At 65.9% G+C, this 21,921-nt stretch carries 17 protein-coding genes and 1 pseudogene; 8 read left to right on the top strand and 10 right to left on the bottom strand.

The window, feature by feature from the left end; all coding sequences use genetic code 11:
• The first annotated feature begins 231 nt into the window (after nucleotides 1-231).
• The 3 genes and pseudogenes from zigA to ABV408_RS17825 all read left to right on the top strand — a co-directional run bounded on the left by zigA (nucleotide 232) and on the right by ABV408_RS17825 (nucleotide 4,305).
• Nucleotides 232-1,467 (top strand): zinc metallochaperone GTPase ZigA, encoded by a 1,236-nt coding sequence (zigA, locus tag ABV408_RS17835; protein ID WP_353980221.1) that lies wholly within the window; start codon nucleotides 232-234, stop codon nucleotides 1,465-1,467.
• Nucleotides 1,468-1,826: 359 nt separating this feature from the next.
• A pseudogene (gene cml, locus ABV408_RS17830) lies at nucleotides 1,827-3,014 on the top strand (CmlA/FloR family chloramphenicol efflux MFS transporter); the annotation flags it as partial.
• Between the two features lie 190 nt (nucleotides 3,015-3,204).
• On the top strand, nucleotides 3,205-4,305 hold the full coding sequence (locus ABV408_RS17825; RefSeq protein ID WP_353980220.1) for an NADH:flavin oxidoreductase/NADH oxidase: 1,101 nt from the start codon (nucleotides 3,205-3,207) through the stop codon (nucleotides 4,303-4,305).
• 124 nt (nucleotides 4,306-4,429) lie between these two features.
• Here the strand turns inward: ABV408_RS17825 and ABV408_RS17820 are convergent, their stop codons facing one another.
• From ABV408_RS17820 to ABV408_RS17810, 3 genes are all read right to left on the bottom strand, one after another.
• Entirely contained in the window at nucleotides 4,430-6,343 is a 1,914-nt protein-coding gene (locus ABV408_RS17820; RefSeq protein WP_353980219.1) for an acetate--CoA ligase, read from the bottom strand.
• A 171-nt stretch (nucleotides 6,344-6,514) separates the two neighbouring features.
• Nucleotides 6,515-7,438 (bottom strand): GTP cyclohydrolase FolE2, encoded by a 924-nt coding sequence (gene folE2 / locus ABV408_RS17815; RefSeq protein WP_353980218.1) that lies wholly within the window; start codon nucleotides 7,436-7,438, stop codon nucleotides 6,515-6,517.
• A 133-nt stretch (nucleotides 7,439-7,571) separates the two neighbouring features.
• Nucleotides 7,572-8,438, bottom strand: a complete 867-nt coding sequence (locus ABV408_RS17810; protein ID WP_353980217.1) for an aldo/keto reductase family oxidoreductase — start codon at nucleotides 8,436-8,438, stop codon at nucleotides 7,572-7,574.
• A gap of 118 nt (nucleotides 8,439-8,556) precedes the next feature.
• Here ABV408_RS17810 and ABV408_RS17805 point away from each other — a divergent pair, with 118 nt between their 5' ends.
• From ABV408_RS17805 to ABV408_RS17790, 4 genes are all read left to right on the top strand, one after another.
• Complete coding sequence (locus ABV408_RS17805) at nucleotides 8,557-9,486, top strand: LysR family transcriptional regulator (protein WP_353980216.1); 930 nt, start codon at nucleotides 8,557-8,559, stop codon at nucleotides 9,484-9,486.
• 29 nt (nucleotides 9,487-9,515) lie between these two features.
• Complete coding sequence (locus ABV408_RS17800) at nucleotides 9,516-10,484, top strand: LysR substrate-binding domain-containing protein (RefSeq protein WP_353980215.1); 969 nt, start codon at nucleotides 9,516-9,518, stop codon at nucleotides 10,482-10,484.
• Nucleotides 10,485-10,585: 101 nt separating this feature from the next.
• Nucleotides 10,586-11,839 (top strand): amidohydrolase family protein, encoded by a 1,254-nt coding sequence (locus ABV408_RS17795; RefSeq protein ID WP_353980214.1) that lies wholly within the window; start codon nucleotides 10,586-10,588, stop codon nucleotides 11,837-11,839.
• 126 nt (nucleotides 11,840-11,965) lie between these two features.
• Nucleotides 11,966-13,354, top strand: coding sequence for a sodium:solute symporter family protein (locus ABV408_RS17790; protein WP_353980213.1), 1,389 nt, complete (start codon nucleotides 11,966-11,968; stop codon nucleotides 13,352-13,354).
• 79 nt (nucleotides 13,355-13,433) lie between these two features.
• On the opposite strand, the gene ABV408_RS17785 is transcribed toward ABV408_RS17790, so the two are convergent.
• The 7 genes from ABV408_RS17785 to ABV408_RS17755 form a co-directional block, all read right to left on the bottom strand.
• On the bottom strand, nucleotides 13,434-14,030 hold the full coding sequence (locus ABV408_RS17785) for a phosphatase PAP2 family protein (protein ID WP_353980212.1): 597 nt from the start codon (nucleotides 14,028-14,030) through the stop codon (nucleotides 13,434-13,436).
• Between the two features lie 310 nt (nucleotides 14,031-14,340).
• Entirely contained in the window at nucleotides 14,341-15,483 is a 1,143-nt protein-coding gene (locus ABV408_RS17780) for an N-acetylmuramoyl-L-alanine amidase (RefSeq protein ID WP_353980211.1), read from the bottom strand.
• Nucleotides 15,484-15,637: 154 nt separating this feature from the next.
• Entirely contained in the window at nucleotides 15,638-16,249 is a 612-nt protein-coding gene (locus tag ABV408_RS17775; RefSeq protein ID WP_353980210.1) for an HAD family hydrolase, read from the bottom strand.
• Between the two features lie 176 nt (nucleotides 16,250-16,425).
• A complete protein-coding gene (locus ABV408_RS17770) occupies nucleotides 16,426-17,835 on the bottom strand; it encodes an isochorismate synthase (RefSeq protein WP_353980209.1) in 1,410 nt (469 codons plus the stop codon).
• Nucleotides 17,832-18,137, bottom strand: a complete 306-nt coding sequence (locus ABV408_RS17765; RefSeq protein WP_353980208.1) for an isochorismate lyase — start codon at nucleotides 18,135-18,137, stop codon at nucleotides 17,832-17,834. Before ABV408_RS17765 ends, ABV408_RS17770 begins: the two co-directional genes overlap by 4 nt.
• Nucleotides 18,137-18,892 (bottom strand): thioesterase II family protein, encoded by a 756-nt coding sequence (locus ABV408_RS17760; RefSeq protein WP_353980207.1) that lies wholly within the window; start codon nucleotides 18,890-18,892, stop codon nucleotides 18,137-18,139. Before ABV408_RS17760 ends, ABV408_RS17765 begins: the two co-directional genes overlap by 1 nt.
• The gene (locus ABV408_RS17755; RefSeq protein ID WP_353980206.1) at nucleotides 18,889-20,532 is read right to left on the bottom strand and encodes a (2,3-dihydroxybenzoyl)adenylate synthase; all 1,644 of its coding nucleotides are present in this window, start codon (nucleotides 20,530-20,532) and stop codon (nucleotides 18,889-18,891) included. The genes ABV408_RS17760 and ABV408_RS17755 overlap by 4 nt, the downstream gene beginning before the upstream one ends.
• A 406-nt stretch (nucleotides 20,533-20,938) precedes the next feature.
• On the opposite strand from ABV408_RS17755, the gene ABV408_RS17750 reads away from it, so the two are divergent.
• Entirely contained in the window at nucleotides 20,939-21,829 is an 891-nt protein-coding gene (locus tag ABV408_RS17750; RefSeq protein ID WP_353980205.1) for an AraC family transcriptional regulator, read from the top strand.
• The last annotated feature ends 92 nt before the right edge of the window (nucleotides 21,830-21,921 follow it).

Genomic DNA, 21,921 nt, shown 5'->3' with positions numbered 1-21,921 from the left:
GGGGGCGCCCTGAGCGGCCCCTTTTTTCGGCCCCGTGATCAGAGCCGCAGCCAGGCTCGATCTCATGCTATTCCGGCGGTACGACGCATTTCGCCGTGCGGCGATCGGTTTTACGCTTGGTCTATTTATTGTTATGTTATAACATAATGGCGTGACTCGGGCAGAGTGGCTTGGGCCGATACCGTCCTGCCGCCGCGCCCTGGCAACGACCGATGCAGTGAGGAAACCATCATGAGTGACACCCTACCGGCCGGCTCGCGCCGCCCCGCGCCGCCGCTTCCCGTTACCGTGCTCTCCGGCTTTCTCGGCGCCGGCAAGACCACGCTGCTCAACCATCTGCTCAACAATCGTGATGGCCGGCGTATCGCGGTGATCGTCAACGACATGAGCGAGATCAATATCGATGCCGCCCTGATCGAGCGTGAAGTCGATCTCAATCGCGCCGAAGAGAAGCTGGTCGAGATGAGCAACGGCTGCATCTGCTGCACCCTGCGTGAAGACCTGCTGATCGAGGTGAACCGCCTCGCCGACGAGGGTCGCTTCGACTACCTGGTGATCGAATCCACCGGCATCTCCGAACCGCTGCCGGTGGCCGAGACCTTCACCTTCGAGGATGAGCAGGGCCGCAGCCTGTCGCAGGTGGCACGCCTGGATACCCTGGTCACGGTGGTCGACGGCGCCAACTTCCTGACCCAGTACTACGAGGCCAAATCGCTGGCCGAGGCCGGTGAGAGCCTGGGCGAGGAGGACGAGCGCAACGTCGCTGATCTGCTGGTCGACCAGATCGAGTTCTGCGACGTGCTGCTGATCTCCAAGAGCGATCTGATCGACGCCGCCCAGCTCGCCGAAGTCGAGGCGGTGATCAGAACCCTCAATCCGGATGCCGAGATTCATGCCATCCATCATGGCCAGATCGCCCTGGATCGGGTGCTCGATACCGGCCGCTTCAGTTTCGAGAAGGCCCAGCTCGCCCCCGGCTGGCTCAAGGAGCTGCGCGGCGAGCATCTCCCCGAGACCGAGGAGTACGGCATCAGCAGCTTCAGCTTCGAAGCGCGCCGCCCGTTCCACCCGCAGCGCTTCTTCGAGCTGCTGCACGGTGACTGGGGCGATGGCCGCCTGCTGCGCTCCAAGGGCTTCTTCTGGCTCGCCAGCCGCCCCGAGTTCGCCGGTCAGTGGAGCCAGGCCGGCGGCATTGCCCACCACGGCTTCGCCGGCCTGTTCTGGCGCGCGGTGCCCGAGTCGCGCTGGCCCCAGGACCCGGAATACCTCGCCTCGATCCGGGAGAAGTGGGAAGAGCCGTTCGGCGACATGCGCCAGGAGCTGGTGTTCATCGGCCAGGGGCTCGACGTGGCGGGTATCCGCCGCCGCCTGGAAGCCTGCCTGCTCGATGACGACGAACTGGCCCGCGGCAAGGCGTACTGGAAAAGCCTGCCCGACCCCTTTCCCGACTGGGGTGTCGCCGCCTGAGCGACGCGCCCAGCTCCTCTCTGTGGTCTGGTCTCCACCAGAGTCTTCCCCGGCCCCATGGCCGGGGTTTTTTGTGTCACCCGGGGGCAGATGGCATGCGCTCTCTATAGGGGGGATATGCTGCGTCTCTGCTAGCGGCCGTCACAAGGCCAGATATTGCTGCGGCTGGACGGATCACATAGGCTCGAACCGTGTCTTGGTAACGGCTTGCACAAGGAAAGACGATGGGAGCCAGCATTACCGCAGAGCATTGAGCCGCAACAGCACCTGTAGTTGTTGCGGCACTCTGCGAGATCGATCCTGCCTGACGGATGACGAGCAGATGCCGCCCGATATTCTCGATCGAGCGGTGATTCGTCATGACTCAACTTTCCTCTGCTTGGCGGCACACGCTACTGGCAGCCTTGCTGCTGATGGCACCTTTCGACATTCTCGCCTCTCTGGCGATGGATATTTATCTTCCGGTCGTTCCGGCGATGCCGGGCCTGCTGGATACGACGCCTGACGTGATCCAACTGACACTGAGCCTTTACATGGCGATGCTCGGTGTGGGGCAAGTGATTTTCGGGCCGATATCGGATCGTCTTGGGCGGCGGCCAGTTCTGCTGACCGGGGGCGCTATCTTCGCCATGGCCTCCCTGGGGGCTGCGGTGTCAGACACGGCGGCTCCCTTCGTCACCTTCCGTCTGCTGCAGGCGTTCGGCGCCTCGGCAATGCTGGTAGCGACATTCGCGACGATTCGCGATGTGTACGCGAGGCGCCCCGAAGGTACCGTCATCTATGGGCTATTGAGCGCAGTACTGGCCTTCGTTCCCGCGCTCGGGCCCATCGTGGGGGCACTTGTCGACCACTTTCTGGGATGGCGGATGATATTCGTGCTATTGGCCGTGCTGGCACTGTTCACTCTGTTGCATGCCGGCATGCGATGGCACGAGACACGCCCGGAGCCGGGGGGCGAGACATCCTGGTCGCTGTCCTCGATTCTCTCGAGTCTGGATTTCTGGGTTTACACGCTCGGTTTCAGCGCCGGGATGGGGACCTTCTTCGTCTTCTTTTCGACGGCTCCACGTATGCTGATGGGCCGCGCTGGCTATTCGGGGATCGAATTCAGTCTAGCCTTTTCGAGTGTTGCACTCGTCATGGTCTTGACCACGCGATGCGTCCGGTCCTGCGCCACCAAATGGGGAAATGCAGGTTGCGTATTACGCGGAATGGGTGTGCTGGTATGCGGTTCACTGTTGCTGGGTGGGGGGGAACTCTATTGGGGACCCTCGTTCTTCACGCTTATCGTGCCCATGTGGGTAATGGCGATCGGGATCGTCTGCACGGTATCCGTGACCGCCAACGGCGCACTCGAGGCGTTTGACGAGATCGCGGGAACGGCAGTCGCGATTTACTTCTGTATCCAGAGTCTGATCGTCAGTCTCGCGGGCACGCTGTCAGTCACCCTGTTGAACGGAGATACGGCATGGCCGTTGATCTGTTATGCCACGACGATGGCGCTGTTGGTGTCGGCGGGGTTGGCGCTGCTCCGACTGCGTGACGCCGACGGCGGGGGGCTCCACATGACTAGAACCAGCCGGCCGATGCGCCATCGCTTGAGCGGTGCGGTGCGTGCCGTACCAGGTGCTACTCGTGGCGGTGTATGGAAAGCATCTTACGTTGGCGACATTGCGCTGCAATTATTAGCCAGCTACATTTTGTGCCATTCCATTCCGCGACAGGAGCCGCGATCCGATGGCATCTCCGCAACTCTTTTCCCCGTTGGCACTCGGCGGGCTGACCCTTCCCAACCGTATCGTGATCTCGCCGATGTGCCAGTACTCGGCCGACGACGAGGGGAGCATGACCGATTGGCATACGATCCACCTGGGCCAGCTGGCGCTCTCCGGCGCCGGCCTGCTGATCATCGAAGCCTCGGCGGTGGCCGCGGCAGGGCGTATCACCCCGGGGGACGTGGGGCTCTACTCCGACGCCAACGAGCAGGCGATGGCGCGTACGCTTGCGTCGGTACGCGCTCATTCGCCGATGCCCATCGGCATTCAGCTCGGCCACGCCGGGCGCAAGGCCTCCTGCCAGGCCCCCTGGGAGGGCGGTGCGCAGCTGGGGCTCGAAGACGGTGGCTGGGAGACCCTGGCGCCCTCTGCCATGCCCTATCAGGACGATCAGCGCCCGCCGCAGGCGATGACGCTCGACGATATCGACACGCTCAAGGCGGATTTCGTCGCCGCGGCGCAGCGTGCTGAGCGCCTGGGCTTCGATCTGATCGAGCTGCACGCGGCCCACGGCTATCTGCTGCACCAGTTCCTGTCGCCGCTCTCCAACCAGCGCGAGGACGCCTACGGCGGCAGCCTGGAGAATCGCATGCGCCTGATACTCGAGATCTTCGAGGCGGTGCGTGAGGTGTTCCCGGCGGAGAAGCCGGTGGGCATTCGTATTTCCGGCAGCGACTGGGTCGAAGGCGGCTGGGATCTGGAGCAGAGCGTGGCCCTGGCCCAGGCGCTGGACGTCCGCGGCTGCAGCTTCATCGACTGCTCCGGCGGCGGGCTCGACCCGCGCCAGACGCTCGATGTCGGCCCCAGCTACCAGGTGCCGTTCGCCCGGCGCATGAAGCAGGAAGTCGCCATGCCGGTGATCGCGGTCGGCCTGATCACCGAACCGGAGCAGGCCGAGGGGATCGTCTTCAGCGGCGACGCCGACGCCGTGGCGCTGGCCCGCGGCATGCTCTTCGATCCGCGCTGGCCGTGGCACGCCGCGGCCAAGCTGGGGGCCAGCGTGCACGCACCCAAGCAGTATCTCCGCAGCCAGCCGCATACCCTCAAGGGGCTATTTGGCTAGGACTGTTCGGCCAGGGCTATCTGGTCAGGGCTATTTGGCCAGGGTTTTTGGCGATAGTGCAGGTCACGTCGGGCGATGCAACTCACGGGTGGGCACACCGAGCTAGGTGCTTGGTATCGCCCGTTCAGCGGTTGTCGTCCGCCTCCTTGGGGGCCTCTTCACGCAGGCTGGCGATCGCCTCGCGGGCATCCTCCAGGCTGGTCGGGTCGTCGATGGTGGCGGGTACGTCGAAGCGCTCGCCATCGGCGATCTGGCGCAGGGCGCGGCGCAGGATCTTGCCCGAGCGGGTCTTGGGCAGCCGCGCCACCACCCGTACCTGCTTGAAGCTCGCCACCGGGCCGATCCGTTCGCGCACCAGCGCGATCAGCTCCTCGGTCAGCCGCGTCTCGTCGCCGTCGAAGCCATCCTTGGGGATCACCAGCCCCACCGGCTGCTGACCCTTGAGTGCGTCCTGGGCGCCGATCACCGCGCACTCGGCCACCGCGGGGTGCGACCCCAGTACCTCCTCCATCTCGCCGGTGGAGAGCCGGTGGCCGGCGACGTTGATTACGTCGTCGGTGCGTCCCATCACGAACAGGTAGCCCTCGTCGTCGATATAGCCGCCGTCGCCGGTCAGGTAGTAGCCGGGGTAGGTGGCCAGATAGGCGCTGTGCAGGCGCTCGGGGTCACCCCAGATACCGGCCAGGCAGCCCGGCGGCAGCGGCTGCTTGATCACCACGCTACCTTCGGTCAGCGCACCCACTTCCTCGCCGTGGCGGTCGAGGATGCGCACGTCGTAGCCCGGCACCGGGAAGGTGGCCGAGCCGGCCCGGGTGGGGACGGGGTCGAGCCCCAGCGGATCGGCGGCGATCGCCCAACCGGTCTCGGTCTGCCACCAGTGGTCGACGACGGGCACGTCGAAATGCGCCTTGAGCCAGTGGTAGGTGGGCGGATCGAGGCGCTCCCCGGCCAGGAACAGCGAGCGCAGGCTGGAGAGATCGTAGCCCTCCTTCAGCCGCGCCTCGGGGTCCTCCTTCTTGATCGCGCGGAAGGCGGTCGGCGCGGTGAAGAAGCTCTTCACCCGGTACGCATCGATCACCCGCCAGAAGGCGCCGGCGTCCGGGGTGCGCACCGGCTTGCCCTCGTAGATCACCGTGCTGGCGCCGCGCAGCAGCGGGCCGTAGACGATGTAGGAGTGGCCCACCACCCAGCCCACGTCGGAGGCGGAGAAGAACACCTCCCCCGGGGCGATGTCGTAGATCGCCTCCATCGAGTAGTGCAGCGCCACGGCGTAGCCGCCGGTATCGCGTACCACGCCCTTGGGGCGGCCGGTGGTGCCGGAGGTGTAGAGGATATAGAGCGCCTCGGTGGCCTTGACCGCAACGCAGGCGGCGGGCTCGGCCGCGGCCATGAGCGTCTCCCAATCGCTCTCGCCGGCGCCGAATTCGGCGTGGCACGCGTCGCGCTGCAGATAGACGCAGTGGGCCACCGCATGCGCGCTGCGCGACAGCGCCTCGCGCACGATCGGCTGATAGGGCACCACGCGGCCAGGTTCGAGCCCACACGAGGCAGCCACCACCACCTTGGGCTTGGCGTCCTCGATGCGCGCTGCCAGTTCGCGCGCGGCGAAGCCGCCGAACACCACCGAGTGGATGGCGCCGAGACGCGCGCAGGCGAGCATCGCGATCAGCGCCTCCGGCACCATCGGCATGTAGATCACCACGCGCTCGCCACGGTTCACGCCCAGCTCGCGCAGGGCACCGGCGCAGCGGGCGGTGGCGTCGCGCAGCTCCCGGTAGGTGTAGCGGCGCTGCTGGCCGCTGAGCGGTGAATCCCAGTAGAGCGCGATGCGCTCGCCGTGGCCCTGATCGATATGATGATCGAGAGCGGCGTGACACAGGTTGAGCTCGCCGTCGCCGAACCAGCGCGCATGGCCGGCGGCATCGAGCTCGAGGGCACGGCTCGGCGGGGTGCACCAGGGAATGCGCCGGGCCTGGCGCATCCAGAAGGCTTCCGGGTCGTCGAGCGAGGCCCGGTACTCGTCCTGATAACGACTCATGAACACCCCCACTGAGCGCTGGTTCGCGGCCGCCCGGAGTTTGCGTCAGGGCGCCGGCCGGTGGCACTGGCGGCGTGCAGCCGCTGTGTCTGCTCATACTCTATGGGCGTGGCGCGGCGGCGACCGTCAGACCATCGGCTAGCTTCGACGAATGGACGCGGGCGGCGCGGCTCAGCGCACCTCGAAGTCGCGTTCGGCCCGGGCCACGGCGTCGTGGGCGTGCAGGCTCTCGGCGTGAGTGATATCGATACGGTAGCCGGCGACGCCGGACTGCGCCTCGCAGGCTGCCGCCAGCCGCCGCGCGGCGTCTTCGCAGAACATCAGGTTGACCCCGTTGCGTTCGGCGAAGGCCTGCTCGTCGAGTCGCTTGACCAGCGTCTGCACCGGTGTCTGCAGGGTCTCTTCGAAGGCGTCGATGCGCGTCGCCGGGTCGTAGGCGGCATCCGCGCTCAGACGCAGCGCGATCACCGCCCGGCTGCGCTGACTGTGGGGCGTGGGGAAGCTGCCGCCGTGCTCGATCCACTCGGCCACTGCCTCGGCGTCGAGGTTTGCGGTGTTCTGCTCATCGGCCCAGTGGCGCCAGTCGCGGGCCATGGCGTGGCGGGCCAGCGCGGTCGAGCAGGGGCAGGTGGATGAGTAGTCGAGTTCGAGGGTCAGGGTCTGGCTCAGGCCCTCGCGGCTGCCGTCGAGGGCCAGCGTGAGGGGATAGTGGCGCCAGCCGCTGGCGTCGCTGAGCAGGGCACGGCGGCGCAGCGGCAGGGCGAAGCGCAAGGTCAGAGAGAGGCGCTGGCTGGTGTCGTCCTGGCTATCCAGCAGGGCGTGGCCCAGGGCGTTCAGCCGCGCCGGTGTCACCGGCGATTCGTCCAGACGGTCGAGCAGGCGATAGAGGCGCGACATATGGATACCGCGCTGACCGGCGGCCAGGTCGACGCTGACGTCGGCCGTCGCCGCCAGCCGCTCGCCGTCGGCCCAGTGCAGCCGGGTGGCGATGCCCTGCATGCCGACCCTTTGCAGGGCTCGGTATGGCGTGTCCTGGGACGGTTCCGGTTCGCGCCCAGCGGCGACATCCGGTAGCGGCGGTACGGTGAGGTTCATGAGTGCTCGTCGACGGTTGTAAGTGTTATTTTATAACATATCATTCCGGCCGATGGGTACACTCTTTGTCTGCCGCGCAACGCCGCAGGCCGAGCAATGCCGCAGGGGGATAGCGCGCTGATCAACCGGTGAATCAGTCGCCGATGCGGTCCAGTAGTGCCATCTGCGCTGCGGGGATCTCCAGCGCTGCTGCCTGGATATTCTGCTGCAGATGCTCGGGAGACGAGGTGCCGGGGATCAGCAGGATGTTGGGTGAGCGCTTGAGTAGCCACGCCAGCGCTACCTGCATCGGGGTGGCGCCGAGTGTCTGCGCCACGGCGGAGAGCGTTTCCGACTGCAGCGGCGTGAAGCCGCCCAGCGGGAAGAACGGCACATAGGGAATTGCGTCCGCGGCCAGCCGGTCGATCAGCGCATCGTCGGCGCGGTTGGCCAGATTGAACTGGTTCTGCACGCAGACGATGGGCACGATCTTCTGGCCGTCGGCTACCTGGGTCGGCGTGACGTTACTCAGACCGATATGCTTGATCAGGCCCCGTTCGCGGAGTTCTGCCAGTGTCGTCAGCGGCGCTTCCAGCGAGCCCTCCGCCGGCCCATGCGCGTCCAGCATGCTGCGCAGGTTGACGACTTCCAGTTGCTCCAGCCCCAGATTGCGCAGGTTGTCTTCCACCGCCTGGGTCAGCTCGGCGGGCGAGAGCGCGGGCAGCCAGGCGCCGGTTTCATCGCGCCGAGCGCTGACCTTGGTGACGAGGCAGAGATCACTCGGATAGGGGTGCAACGCCTGCTTGATGAGCTGATTGGTGATGTGCGGACCGTAGAAGTCCGACGTGTCGATGTGGTCGATGCCGGCGGCGATGGCCTCATTGAGCACCTGCAACGCCCGCGCCGGGTCCTTGGGCGGACCGAACACCCCGGGGCCGGCGAGCTGCATCGCCCCGTAACCGAGTCGTTTGACCTGACGGTTGCCGAGTGTGTAGGTGCCAGCCTTGTCGATGAGGGACATGTGTTCACTCCTGTGTCGATGAAGGGCGTTAGACGCGCTGATGTGTCCTCATGGTAGGTGCATCAGGGGTGTGCGACTATTGTGGTGAATCCATACAAGTTGTGCGGAGAAATGCACAGTGAGCGCCGATCTCGGTGATCTTCAGCTCGTGCTGGCCGTGGCCAGAGCCAAGGGGTTTCGGGAAGCGGCGCGGCTCAGCGGAACCAGTGCGTCGCGCCTGAGCGATGCGGTGCGGCGTGCCGAGACGGCGCTTGGCATTCGGCTGTTTCATCGCACCACGCGGGCGGTGACGCTGACCGAGGCAGGCGCCGCCCTGGTCTCGCGGCTGGCCCCAGCGGTCGAGGAGGTCGAAAACGCGCTGGATGCGATCAACGGCTTCCGGGATCGCCCCGCCGGCACGCTACGTCTCAATGTACCGGTTAGTGCGGCGCGGCTGATCCTGCCATCGATCCTGCCCGATTTCCTCAAGGCCTACCCGGAGATCCGCATGGAGGTCACCGCCGACAGCGCCGCGACGGATACGCTGGCGGCGGGCTTCGATGCCGGCATCCGCTACGACGAACTGCTCGAACAGGACATGATCGCCGTGCCCATCGGTCCGCGCGAGCAGCGTTTTGCGCTGGTCGCCTCGCCCGATTACCTGGCGCGTCATGGCACCCCCGCGCACCCCCGCGAGCTGCTGCAACATGCCTGTATCCGTGGCCGTTTCACCAACGGCAACCGGCCGGCCTGGGAGTTCGAGCGCGGTGAGGAGTCGATTCGCATCGAGCCCACCGGCCCGTTGACGGTCAGCATCGGCGGCGGTGTGGATCTTGGCGTCGAGGCGGCGTTGCAAGGCGTCGGTTTGGTCATGATCTTCGAGCAGTGGGTCCAGCCGTATCTTGCCAGCGGAGAGCTGGTCGCGGTTCTCGAGCCCTGGTGGCTACGCTTCCCCGGCCCCTATCTCTACTACTCGGGTCGCCGCCTGGTACCGGCCCCGTTGCGCGCCTTCATCGACTTCATCTGCGATCGAGACTCGCTACCCCGGCGGCGGGATCACGTATCCTGACGCTCTTCGTTGCCTCTCGGGAGCTTCCCATGCGCATGTCACCTCTGCCGCCGCTCAACTCGCTGGTCGCCTTCGAGTCGGCGGTGCGCCACATGAGCTTTACCCGCGCCGCGGGCGAGCTCAATCTGTCGCAGAGCGCGGTGAGCCGTCAGGTGGTCCATCTCGAGCAGTTTCTGGGGCGCAAGCTGTTCGTGCGCGAGCAGCGGCGGCTGACCCTGACCCGGGCCGGCGAGGCCTATGCGCTGCAGGTACGGGCGATCCTCGACGACTGTGTCCAGGCCACCGCCGAGGTGATGAAGAGCACTGGCGAGAACGAACTCACGCTCGCCTGCACTGCCGGCGTGGCGCAGTTCTGGATGGCGCCGCGGCTGAGCCTGTTCCGGCGCACCCACCCTGACATCAAGCTGCGCCTGATCGTGCGCGACGGTGTCACTTCGCTCTCTTCGTTCGAGTTCGATATCGGGCTCTACTACCTGAAGAGCCCCGCGCTGCCGGGGTTCGACGCTACCTTCGTGATCCCCGAGCAGGTCTATACCGCCTGCGCGCCGGGCTATCTCGCCACCTGCCGCGAGCGTCACGGCCTCGGCGAGGGCGAACGCCTGAGCCCGGCCCAGCTGCAGCACGAGACGCTGCTGATGCTCGAGGATGCCCAGAGCCTGTGGATCTCCTGGCACGACTGGTTTCGCTACCACCGCCTGGCCAGTCCGGCGCTGGCCAATACCCTGGTGTGCAACCACTATCCGACGCTGGTGGAGATGGCGAGCCTGGAGCAGGGCATCGTGCTCGGCTGGCGGCATGTGATCGACAGCCAGATCCGCCGCGGGCGCCTGGTATGGGCCTCCGACCACTGGGCCAGCCACGGTGGCGGCTATTTCCTGATCACCCCGGAGGAGCGCCGCGAGAACTACGCCACCCGCTGCTTCAAGCGCTGGCTGCTGGAGATGGCGCCCAACGAACCGCTGGCCGCGGCCCCGGGGGGCGGTCGCGGCGCGGGCTGAACGATGCGCTGACCGCATGCTGACATGCGTTTTTGTCGCTTTTCAGGCCGTTCCCGCGCTGATTAGGCTCGAGACGTTCCCGTCCCCACAAGAGCCCAATCATGACCGAACGCACGCCCCCCGCCCGCCTGCTCAAGAACTTCCGCCTGGTCGACGGCAGCGCCGCCGAACCGCGTGACGGCCTCCAGGTACTGATCGAGGGTGACCGCATCGTCCAGGTCGCCGAGACTGCGATCGATGCCCCGCACGCCGAGGTGATCGATCTCGGCGGGCGCACCCTGATGCCGGGGCTGATCGACTGCCACGTGCACGTGATCGCCACCACCGCCGATCTCGGCGCCAATGCGCTGCTGCCCGATGCGCTGGTCGCGGCGCGCGCCACGCCGATCCTGAAAGGCATGCTCGAGCGCGGCTTCACCACGGTACGCGACGTCGGCGGCGCCGACCGCGCCATCCAGCAGGCGGTGGCGGAGGGCTACTTCGTCGGTCCGCGCCTGGTGATCTGCGGCAAGGCGCTGTCGCAGACCGGCGGCCACAACGACTACCGCGGCTTCTTTGATGAGCGTGACGATCAGTACCAGACCCGCCGGCTGGGCTCGATGGGGCGCATCTGCGACGGCGTCGAGGCGGTGCGTCGCGCGGTGCGTCAGGAGATCAAGGGCGGCGCCCAGTTCATCAAGGTGATGGCCAACGGCGGCGTCTCTTCGCCCAGCGACCCGATCGATTTCCTCAGCTTCTCGCGCGCCGAACTCGAGACCATCGTCGAGGAGGCGAGCAATGCCCAGACCTACGTCAGCGCGCACCTGTATACCGACGAGGCGATCCGGCGCGCGGTCGAAGCGGGGGTGCGCTCGCTCGAGCACTGCAATCTGATCACCGCGGAGACCGCGCGCTTTGCCGCCGAGCGCGGGGCCATGGCGTGTCCCACCCTGGTGACCTATGAGCGGCTCAAGCTCGAGGGCGCCGAGTACGGGCTCAAGCCGGAGTCGGTGGCCAAGATCGACGACGTGCGCCTGGCCGGGCTGGAGAGTCTGGTGACCATGCGCGAGGCGGGCCTGGAGATGGCCTACGGCACCGACCTGCTCGGCGAGATGCATCCGCACCAGTCCGACGAGTTCGTGATCCGCGCCCAGGTGCTGCCGCCCCACGAGGTGATCCGCAGCGCCACCGCCACCGCGGCCAAGCTGCTGCGCATGGAGGGGGAGGTCGGCTGCATCGCGCCTGGGGCGTACGCCGACCTGATCGTGGTCGACGGCAACCCGCTGGAGGATATGCGTCTGCTGACCGGTCAGGGCGATCATCTGGCGCTGATCATGCAGGGCGGGCGTGTGATCAAGGAGCGCCTGAGCCGTTGAGCCCGGGGCGGCCGTGGGCGTCACCCACGGCCGCGACCGGCACGCGCTGGACAACCACCACCGTCGATAACAACCGCGACCCATAACAATCACGATCCATAACAACCACAATCGGAGGCCTGCACCATGCATGCACTCTTCGTCATTGCCTATCTGCTGCTGATGGTCGTCGTGGGGCTCTACTTCTCACGGCGCAAGGTCCACGACGATACCGACTTCATCGTCGCCGGACGCTCGCTCTCGACCCTGGTGCTCACCGCGACGCTGCTGGCGACCTTCGTCGGTTCCGGCTCGATCGTCGGCGGCGCCAGCTTCGTGTTCCAGCACGGCCCGGGGGCGGCGATCTTCTTCTTCGCCGGCACGCCGATCGCCGCGCTGGTGGTCTACTTCCTGCTGGCGCGCAAGATGCGCCGCTCACGCGCCACCACCATCCCGGCGCTGATCGAGGCGCGCTTCGGCCCGGTGGCGCGCTCGATCGCGTCGCTGATCATCCTGCTCGCCTACGTCGGTATCGTGTCGTATCAGTTCACCGGCGCGGGGCAGGCGCTCAATCTCGTCTTCGGCCTGCCGGTGTGGCAGGGCGTGGTGATCGCGGCGCTGGTGATGATCGGCCTGGCGACCATGGGCGGGCTGGTCTCGGTGGCCTACACCGACTATCTGAGCGCGGTGATCATCTTCGCCAGCATGCTGATCGCGCTGCCGCTGGTGCTGACCCGGCTGGGTGGCCTCGACGGCATGATGGAGGCGCTGCCGGCGACCCACCAGACGCTGCTCGGCGGGCTCTCGCCGTGGCAAGCACTGAGCTACTTCCTGCCGCTGTTCCTGCTCATCCTGGGCGATCAGAACCTGTTCCAGCGCTTCGCCGCGGCGCGCGACCCGCAGACCGCCAAGAAGGCCGCGCTGGGCCTGGTTCTGGCCTCCATCGTCTGCACATCACTGATCACGCTGCTGGTGTGCGCCACGCGGGTGATGTATCCCGATATCACGCCGTCGACCGCGATGATGACGCTGGCCCAGCAGGGCGTTCCCAGTGTGATCGGCGGCCTGCTGCTGGCCTCGATCGTGGCGCTGCTGCTGACCACCGGCAACTCGTATCTGCTCTCGGCCTCGGCCAGCCTGACCCAGGACATCGTCGGCGGGCTGTTCAAGATCCAGGTGCCGGCGGGCAAGGCGCTGCTGCTCAACCGCCTGGCGGTGGTGCTGCTCGGCCTGCTGGCCTGGGTGCTGGGCGCCTTCTTCCCCAGCGTGCTGGCGATGCAGATGTACTCCTACGGCATGTACGGCGCGGCGATCACGCCGGTGTTCCTGGCCGCGCTGCTGTGGCCGCGGGCGACCCCGGCCGGGGCGCTGGCGGCGATGCTCGTGGGTGGCGGGATGACGCTGGTGTGGGAGATCGCGCTGGGCAAGCCGATGGGCTGGAACAGCGTGCTGGTGGCGATGCCGCTGGCGGCGTTGACGCTGATCGCGGTGAGTCTGGCCGGGCGGCGCCCGGCGGCGGTCTCGAGTACGGCTTGAAGATGGCGAGAACGTTGGCAGCGATGCCAAACACCACGGCCGGGCACACTGCCCGGCCGTGGTGTTTACGGCACCTGGCTCAGCGCGGCATCCAGCCGCGGTCGATCAACGGCGCCAGCAGCCGCCGGTGAATTCCCCGGGCCAGCCGGTGCAGCGCAGGCATGTAGTAGGCCTCGCAGCGCGCGGCGAACAGGGCCACCGAGCCGGAGATGAGCAGTGCCCCCAGCATGTCCAGGGGGAAGTGCACCCCCAGATAGACCCGCGACCAGGCGATACCCAGGCCGATGGCGGCGAAGATCACCCCCAGCGGGCGCAGCTCCCGCGACAGCAGCAGGGTCACCGCGGCGGCGGTGATCACCGTCATGTGATCGCTGGGGAAGGAGCTGTCGGCAGCATGGCTCAGGTAGGTGTGCCCCACCGGCAGCATGAACGGGCGCGGATGACTCCACGCCAGCCCGATCACGCTGTTGACGCCGAGCGCGGCGACGCAGGCCACCAGGCCGCGCAGCGCCAGGCGCTGGCGGGCCGGGTCGCGCTGCAGCCAGCCGACGATCATCAAAAGCGGCACCAGGTAGATGGCGTAGATGGCCAGCGCGTAGGCCAGATCCAGCGTCAGCCGCGAGGCGTGGGCGGGGGCATTGAGCCAGTCGAACAGGCGAAGGTTGAGCGCTTCCATGATAGCGGTACGTCGTCGTCCTTGAGCGTCGTGCGGGAAAAACCAGATCGCCATGCTAGCGCCGCGGCGGCGGCCGGTGCGCAGGGATTGGTAACGAAACGGTCATCTTTTTGTCAGCCGTTGCCTGGCGCTGTCGGCGCCTGGCAACGGGTGATGGTTGTCGTTCTACGCCGGTTCGCTTAACAAGAGCTTATAACGCCTTTCACAGCCGCTAGACGACATGGGCTTATCCGGCGCCCATCGTCAGAGGGGGGATGAGCTCTTAGGGCGGCCACGCCGTCGCTGACAGCGGTTGGGCGTGGCGAGCGCTTCACGCCGGCAGCGGGTTGGTCTCGAAGAAGTCAGCCACGCTCTGGTGCAGTGCCTCGGCCAACGCTTGCTGGTGCGCCTTGACCAGCAGGCGCTTGCAGTCGGCGCGGTTGGACATGAACCCGGTCTCCACCAGCATCGAGGGGATGTCCGGCGACTTGAGCACCGCGAACGCCGCCTTGTTGACCCGGTGCTGATGCAGGTGGGTCACCTCGCCGAGATGGCCGAGCGTGGTCTTGGCCAGCTTCTGGCTGGCGACGTCGGTCCCGCGCATCGACAGGTCGATCAGCACCGACTGCACGTCGGGATCATCCGAATAGATGTTGCTGTCGCGGGTCGAGTCGTAGCGGTCGGCGGCATTCTGGCTCTCCGCCAGCCAGCGTGCCATCGCCGAACTGGCGCCGTGCTCCGAGAGGATGTAGACCGAAGCCCCCGACGCCGACGGGGTGGGCGCGGCATCGGCATGGATCGAGATGAACAGATCGGCGTGGTGGTCGCGGGCCATCAGCACGCGCTGATGCAGCGGAATGAAGATATCGCTGTCACGGGTCAGCGAGGGCTCGAAGCGCGCATCGGCGTGGAGCCGTGTCTTGAGCGCGTCGGCCACGCCCAGGGCGACATACTTCTCGTAGTGGTCGTCGGCGCTGACGCAGCCCGGATCCTTGCCGCCGTGGCCTGCATCGATCTCGATGATCGCCTTGCGCGGCTGGCGGTGGGACTCGGCTTCGGCGGTGACTGCCGCCATCAGCGGGTCGGGGTCGTTGATGCTGACGATCAGCTGGGCGCGCTTGGCATCCAGCTGGCGCACCTGGGTCCTGGGCTGCTTGAGCCGTTTCAGGTCGAGCACGATGCGAATGCCGTCGCCGTGACGCCCGGTGCGCACATCCTTGACGATACCGGCGTGCTGGCGCGGGGCCTTCGACGGTGCGATGCGCGATACCTGCGGCAGATCGATGACCACCCGCGGCGGGTTATCCAGGGTGAAGACCTTGTGCTCGTGGCTGCCCTCGAGCTCGATGACGAAGCTGGCGCTGTCGTCGTCTTCCTGCAGGGTGAAGGGGGTGAGCGGGTTGGCGGCCAGCGCGCGGGTACTGGGGAGGAGACAGGTGGCCAGAAGCGTGGTGATGAAGCGCCTTCTATCCATGACGGTGACTCGTGAAAATGGGTGACGATGGGTAACGATATGGACGTTATAACATAATGTTTATAGCCTAAGATCGGCATGACTATGACCAACGCCGGGGACAAATGATTCCTCGGCGAGTGATATCTCGCGGGCTGTGGCGCGCCGTGATTGGCTATCGGTCAGCCGGTGTCACCCGTGTCAGCAGCGCCTGGCAGTCCGAAAAGTGCCAGTCCACCGCTTCGGGGCAGGGGTTGTCGGGCGCGTTGACGAGCACTGTGGTCGTACCCGCGGCACGGCCGCAGGCCATGTCCATGGAGCTGTCGCCGACCATCACCAGCTCATCCGGCGCCTGCGCCCAGCGGTTGGCGAAGTGCTGCAGCCCGCCGGGGTGGGGCTTGGGCGGGGCTTCGTCGCGGCCGAGCACGTCAGCGTGGGCGAAGCAGTCCGCCAGGCCGATCGCCTCCAGCGTGATATGCGCCAGCTCCTTGGCGTTGCGTGTCAGGATGCCCAGCCGGCAGCCGCGCTGGGCCAGGGTCAGAATCAGCTCGACCGCGCCACTCGCCGCGGTGGCCGCGAGTGCCAGCGCACGCTCGTGCTCCAGCAGCCAGGCGTGTTTGGCATCGCGCTCGGCCGCGGGCAGTGTCTCCAGATGGTGGAGCAGATCCGCCCCCGCGGGAATCTCCAGCTCGCGGCGGATCGCCGGGAAGTCGTGCACACCGACGGTGAGCGTCCCGTCCATGTCGAAGACCCAGTGGTGGTGGCGATGCAGGGGACGAGACGTCATGGGGCGCTCCTCGTGAGGTATGCCTGGCATCCTGCCATGATCGCGGGTGCGGCGCGACGCGGTCGATGGCCCAGCCGAACTCGAATACCCTCGATCGACGTCGGCCCACGTTTGCCACGGGGGCACGACCCGCCAGGCGAGACCGGACGGTATCCATGCCCTTGGATGACCCATGCCTAGACGGCCGGACTGGTGGTGGCTGACAGAGCCTCCTGCATGGCGCTCAGTTTCAGGCAGGTCTCCCGATACTCATGTGACGGCTCCGAGTCTTCCACCAGACCGCAACCGGCGAATAAATATCCTCGTCCCTGCACTAGCAATGCTGAGCGCAGCGCGACGATAAAATCTCCGCTGCCCTTGCCATCGAGCCAGCCCAGCGGCGCCGCGTACCAGCCGCGATCCATACCCTCGTGCTGGCGAATGTAGTCCAATGCGGCGCGGCGCGGATGGCCGCCCACCGCGGGTGTCGGATGTAGTGCTTGTAACAGATGCAGGATGCCGTTGCCTTCCGCGAGGCGAGCGCGGATGGGCGTGTCGAGGTGCTGGACGCGTGCCAAGCGCTTCAGCATGGGGACCGGGGAAATCTCCAGCCCTTCGCAGAGTGGTGCTAGCGCTGTGCGGATCGCCTCAACTACCAGCTGATGTTCGTGTCGATCCTTTGCACTGTCGAGTAGGGCAAGTCCGAGCCGGGTGTCCTCCTGGTCATCGCCGCTACGGCGAGTCGTGCCGGCCAAGGCATGGGTAAGCACCTCACCCGCGCTGACCTTGATCAAGCGCTCCGGCGAGGCGCCTATGAAGCAGGCATCCGCGCGGCGGCAGGCGAACAGGTGAGCGTCGGCGTGTCGCTGGCGTAGCTTCTCGATGACCTGCCAAGGGGCGACGTGACCGAGTGGCTGGGCCTGAGTGCGTGCCAGAACTACCTTGACGAAGCGCCCCCGGCGCACGTCCTGCACGGCCTCGGCCACTTTGCTTTCCCATTGCTGGCGCGCCGACACCTTGGTATCCGCCTGGTCCGCGCCGTGATATGGCATCGGCGCTAGACGCTCGGCAGGACGATATAGTCGCGTCAGCGCGGAGCCATAGTCATGGGCCAGGGCGAGCGCGTTCTCACCGGGTTTGGCTAGATGTTGGCAGAGCAGGTAGTGCTGCCCATCCTCGCGTAGCACCGTGAGACTGGCGAGTAGCAGGCTGGCATCGGCAAAGCCCTGCCAGTGCGCCTCGCGCTGGCCGCGGGTATCGAAGCGGAAGCCACCGCATAGACGCGGCGCCACCGGCCCGGTGACCAACGCGTCGGTGCAGAGCAGGCGCCAGTTTTCCTCGACCTGAGTGAAACGCTGCTCAGCGTGGCCGTTGAGTTCCAGGGCGCAGCCCCAGGCGAAGAACGTCAGCTCGTTCTGTTCCCAATACAGGTAGGGAGTTCGCTTGTCATCCTGAGTGCTGAGAACCTGGAGTGGATCGAGCGGATCGATTTCGAAAGAGATTGCCGCCAGCACCGGATGCGCTAGCTGTTCAGCCTGGTCGATCGCGCGCTCGAGCGCGTCATGCAGAATCGCCGTATGTCGGCTCGATGACACTGTTTGGTTCATGCGGAGCCTCGCGTCTGGCGCCAGTATTCGATCTGCTGGTCGATGTACCAGTGGATGATCTGGACGAACAGGCTTTCGATGAAGGCGGCATCGAGGCCACTCTCAAGCGCCCAGCGAGCGCGCTCCGGTAGCATCGCGGCGACGCGTTCGGGGGCCGGTATCTCGGCCTCGCTGGACTTGAAGCATGAGGCTGCCTTGACGTAGTCCATGCGTCGGCCGAGGGTCTGGATGATGTCGCGGTCGATCCTATCGATGGCCTGGCGAATGTCGGTCAGGCTGGTGCACTCTTCGGCTGGTTGCATCACGCAGTCTCTCGGGACGGGGAGTCGTTAGTGGCGAGCCGGCGCAGCAGGTGTTCAATCACCGCATCGCGTTCCTCGCTCAGGTAGAAGTGGCCACCGGGGAAGCGTTTCAGCTTCACTGGGTGGCGGCTGTTGTCTTCCCATGCGCGTGCCTCGGCGCTGCTGACTTCCTCGTCACGCTCGCCCAGGAGGACGTCGAGAAGGCAGTCCAGAGCGATGGGTTGCGCGCGTTGGTAGGTTTCGATCACCTGGTAGTCGGCACGCAGAATCGGCAGGAACAGCGCGCGCAGCTCGGCATCCTCGAGCAGCTCGCTGGCTCCGCCCTGGCGGCGGATATCCTTCAGCAACGCGGCTTCGTCACCACCATGCAGTGCACCACCGCGTTGTCGGTGCGGTGCCGGATGAGCAGAGACGAACAGGTGGCGTAGTGTTACGCCAGCGCTTTCCAGGCGCAGTGCCGTCTCGTAGGCCAGTGCCGCGCCGAGGCTGTGGCCGAACAGCGCCAGAGGCGCGTCAGTGAATTCCTGCAGAGCACTGGCCGCGCCTTCGGCAAGTGCGTCCAGCCGGGTTGCGGGTGCTTCGTTGAAGCGATCCTCACGTCCTGGGTATTGCAGGGCCAGCAGATCGACGTCGGCGGGCAGGTGTTCGCTCCAGTTGCGAAAGAAGCTGGCGCTGCCGCCAGCGTGGGGGAAGCAGGCCAGGCGCAGACGCGGCATCGGCGTCAGGCGCCAGGGGCGGATCCAGAGGGGGCTCATGAGCGTTCCTCCAACTCGCGGCGCAGGTGCTCGCGCAGATCCTTCTTGCTGATCTTGCCGATGCCGGTATGCGGGAAGGCCGACATCAGTTCGATGCGATCCGGCACCTTGAATGCCGCCAGGCCGCAGCCGTTCAGGTACTGCTTCAGTTTCAGCGTCGAAGGTGCCGGCTGACGTGGGATGACGAAGGCACAAGTGCGCTCGCCGAGGAGGCTGTCGGGCATCGCCACCACGGCGGCATCGTGTACCTGGGGATGGGCGATCAGCAGGTTCTCCACTTCCTCCGCTGCGATCTTCTCTCCGCCACGGTTGATCTGATCCTTGTCACGGCCCTCCACCACCAGATAGCCGTCGACGTCACGGCTGACTCGGTCGCCCGTGCGGTAGAAGCCGTCTTCGCTGAAGGTGATGGCATTGTGCTCGGGCAGGCGGTAGTAGCCGCGGATGGTGTAGGGGCCGCGTACCTGCAGTTCGCCAACCTCGCCGGGGCCGACCTCGCGGCCTTCGGCGTCGACCACCCGCACCTCGTCGTCCGGTGACAGCGGACGCCCCTGGGTATGCAGTACGCGCTCCGGCGGATCGTCCAGGCGGGTGTAGCAGATCAGGCCCTCGGCCATCCCCAGCACCTGCTGCAACTGACAACCGAGCAGCGGGGTGACGAGCCGTGCCGCGTTGCTGCCCAGCTTCGAGCCGCCGACCTGGAGCAGGCGCAGGCTGCAGAGATTGGCGCGGCGGCTTTCCTGAGCATCCAGCCAGAGTATCGCCAGTGGCGGTACCAGTGCGGTGTGGCTGACCCGTTCATGGGCTATCAGCGCGAAGCAGGACTCGGGATCGCTGCGCTGGCTGACCACCACCCTACCGCCGGCCAGCAAGGTGCCGATCACGCCTGGGCAACAGAGGGTGAAGTTGTGTGCCATCGGTAATGCGGTGAGGTAGACCGTGTGTTCGTCGAAGCCACAGAGCTTGGCGCTGGCCCGCACGTTGTAGAGATACTCTCGATGGCGTCGGGGTATCAGCTTGGGGGTACCGGTAGTACCGCCGGAAAGCTGGAAACAGGCGATATCCCCGGCACGCGCGGCACACTCTTCCAGCGCTTGTGCCTGGTAAAGGGGCTCCAGCGGTTGCAGCGGGGTTTCGGCCTCGCCGTGAATCAGCGCCATCTGGCAGGCGCCGCTGGCGAGCAGTTCGCGGGCCATTGGCCGTGGGTCGAAACCATCGATCCGTTCGGCGCCAATGTAGGCCCTGGCGCCGATGAAACGGCAGAAGCCGCCGATTTCATGCTGGCGATGGGCGGGGAGTGCCATGACCGGACGTACGCCAAGCTGGAACAGGGCGAAGCAGGTCTCGACGAATTCGATGCTGTTGGGCAGATGCAGAACCACCGTATCGCCACGCTCCAACCCGACCTGGCGCAGACCGGACGCCAGACGGCGGCAGCGGATCAGTAGCTCGGCGTAGCTGAGGCGTCGTTCGGCGTCGCACAGGGCGATCCGCTGTGGATGGCTGGCGGCACTGGCGGCCAGGGCTTCGGCGAAGCTCAGGTTCTGCCAGTAGCCGGCCTCGATATAGCCGCGAATAAAGCTGTCGGGCCAGTCAGGCGCATCGTCGATGGACTGGGGAAGCGTGGACGCGAGCGGCATGCGATCTCCGAGAGGACGGTCGATTGTCATTTCATGTAAATGAGATTTATTATCATTGGCGATTCGCGTGTGACGCACAAGGGCTGGTCTTTCGATGGCGGGACTTTTTCATTCGCTACAGCGACTGAAGGGGGGAGCGGTGTCCGTTGGTCGCCAAGGAAGCACAGAATCAATCGCCGTACGCGCTGAAGAGCAACGCGACAGTTAAGAAAAATCTATATTTTTTAGTAACTTAAGATATCCTTTGGGTGGGCTTTTGCTCCCGTGCCGCGTGACGTGGCCAGGTGCTGGAGACGTTGAATCCGCGAGGACATCGAGCCGGTGGTTGCCGCAAGAAGCGTCACGCTACCTATCCATTCAGAAAGGTGCTGCCAAGCCGGCAGCGTTCGGGCTACAGGAAAATCCGATGACCATTACCATCATTGCCCCAAGATCGGACGGTGTCGCGTTGGTGGCGCCGGGCAACCGTGCCGGTGTCGCGCACCTCGACCCAAATCTCAAACTGGTGTCCGGAACCTTCCTGTCGTCCAGCGAGGAGTGGTTCGAGGAGCCGCTGGAACGGGGGCTGCGGCTTATCCTGGTACAGAGTGGCCGGCTGCGCTGTCGGGTTCCCGGTCAGCCCGAGCACACCATCGAAGGGCCGAGCCTGTGCACCATCGCCAGCGATGGCGATTTCAGCTCGGCACAGATCTACGCCACCGACAAACCGTTGCGCTACACCATCCTCCAGCTCGGTGTCGAAGCATTGAGCAGCCATGTCGGCTGGTTCCCCGAGCACCTGACGCAACGTCCCGGCGGCGATCCGAGGATCACGAGCTGTCCGGCGCCGCGAGCGATGCAGGCGCTGGCCTCGCAGATCGGCACTTGCCAGATGCGCGGACCGACCCGCGATCTTTACCTGGGCGGCAAGGCGCTCGAAATGGCTGCGCTGAGTGCTCAGTTACTCTCTGGTGAGACGCAGCCGGCCGATGGGCCGCGTATCACCTGTTCCGAAGTCGAGCGTATCCGCGCGGCCCGCGACCTGCTGGTGGGGGCGTTGCAGGAGCCGCCGTCGCTGGATGCGCTGGCCAGTCACGTGGGTATGAATCCGCGCAAGCTGACCGTCGGCTTTCGTAAGGTGTTCGGCACCAGCGTCTTTGCTTACTTGCAGGAGTACCGGCTGCGCGAGGCGCATCGGATGCTGTGCGATGAAGAGATGAACGTGTCGGCGGTGGCCTACCGAGTAGGATATAGCCCGGCACATTTCTCCATCGCGTTCCGCAAGCGCTATGGCGTCTCGCCCCGCGATATCCGCTAGCCTAAGTAGCGCTGCAGCTAATGAAATAGTTCGGTTGCCTAAAGGAATGGCGGATAGGTCTTCCTGATAATGAGATAAAGTCGCATTTGATA

Source organism: Salinicola endophyticus (genome assembly GCF_040536835.1).
Lineage (GTDB): Bacteria > Pseudomonadota > Gammaproteobacteria > Pseudomonadales > Halomonadaceae > Salinicola > Salinicola endophyticus_A.
This window is presented reverse-complemented; position numbering and strand designations above follow the sequence as displayed.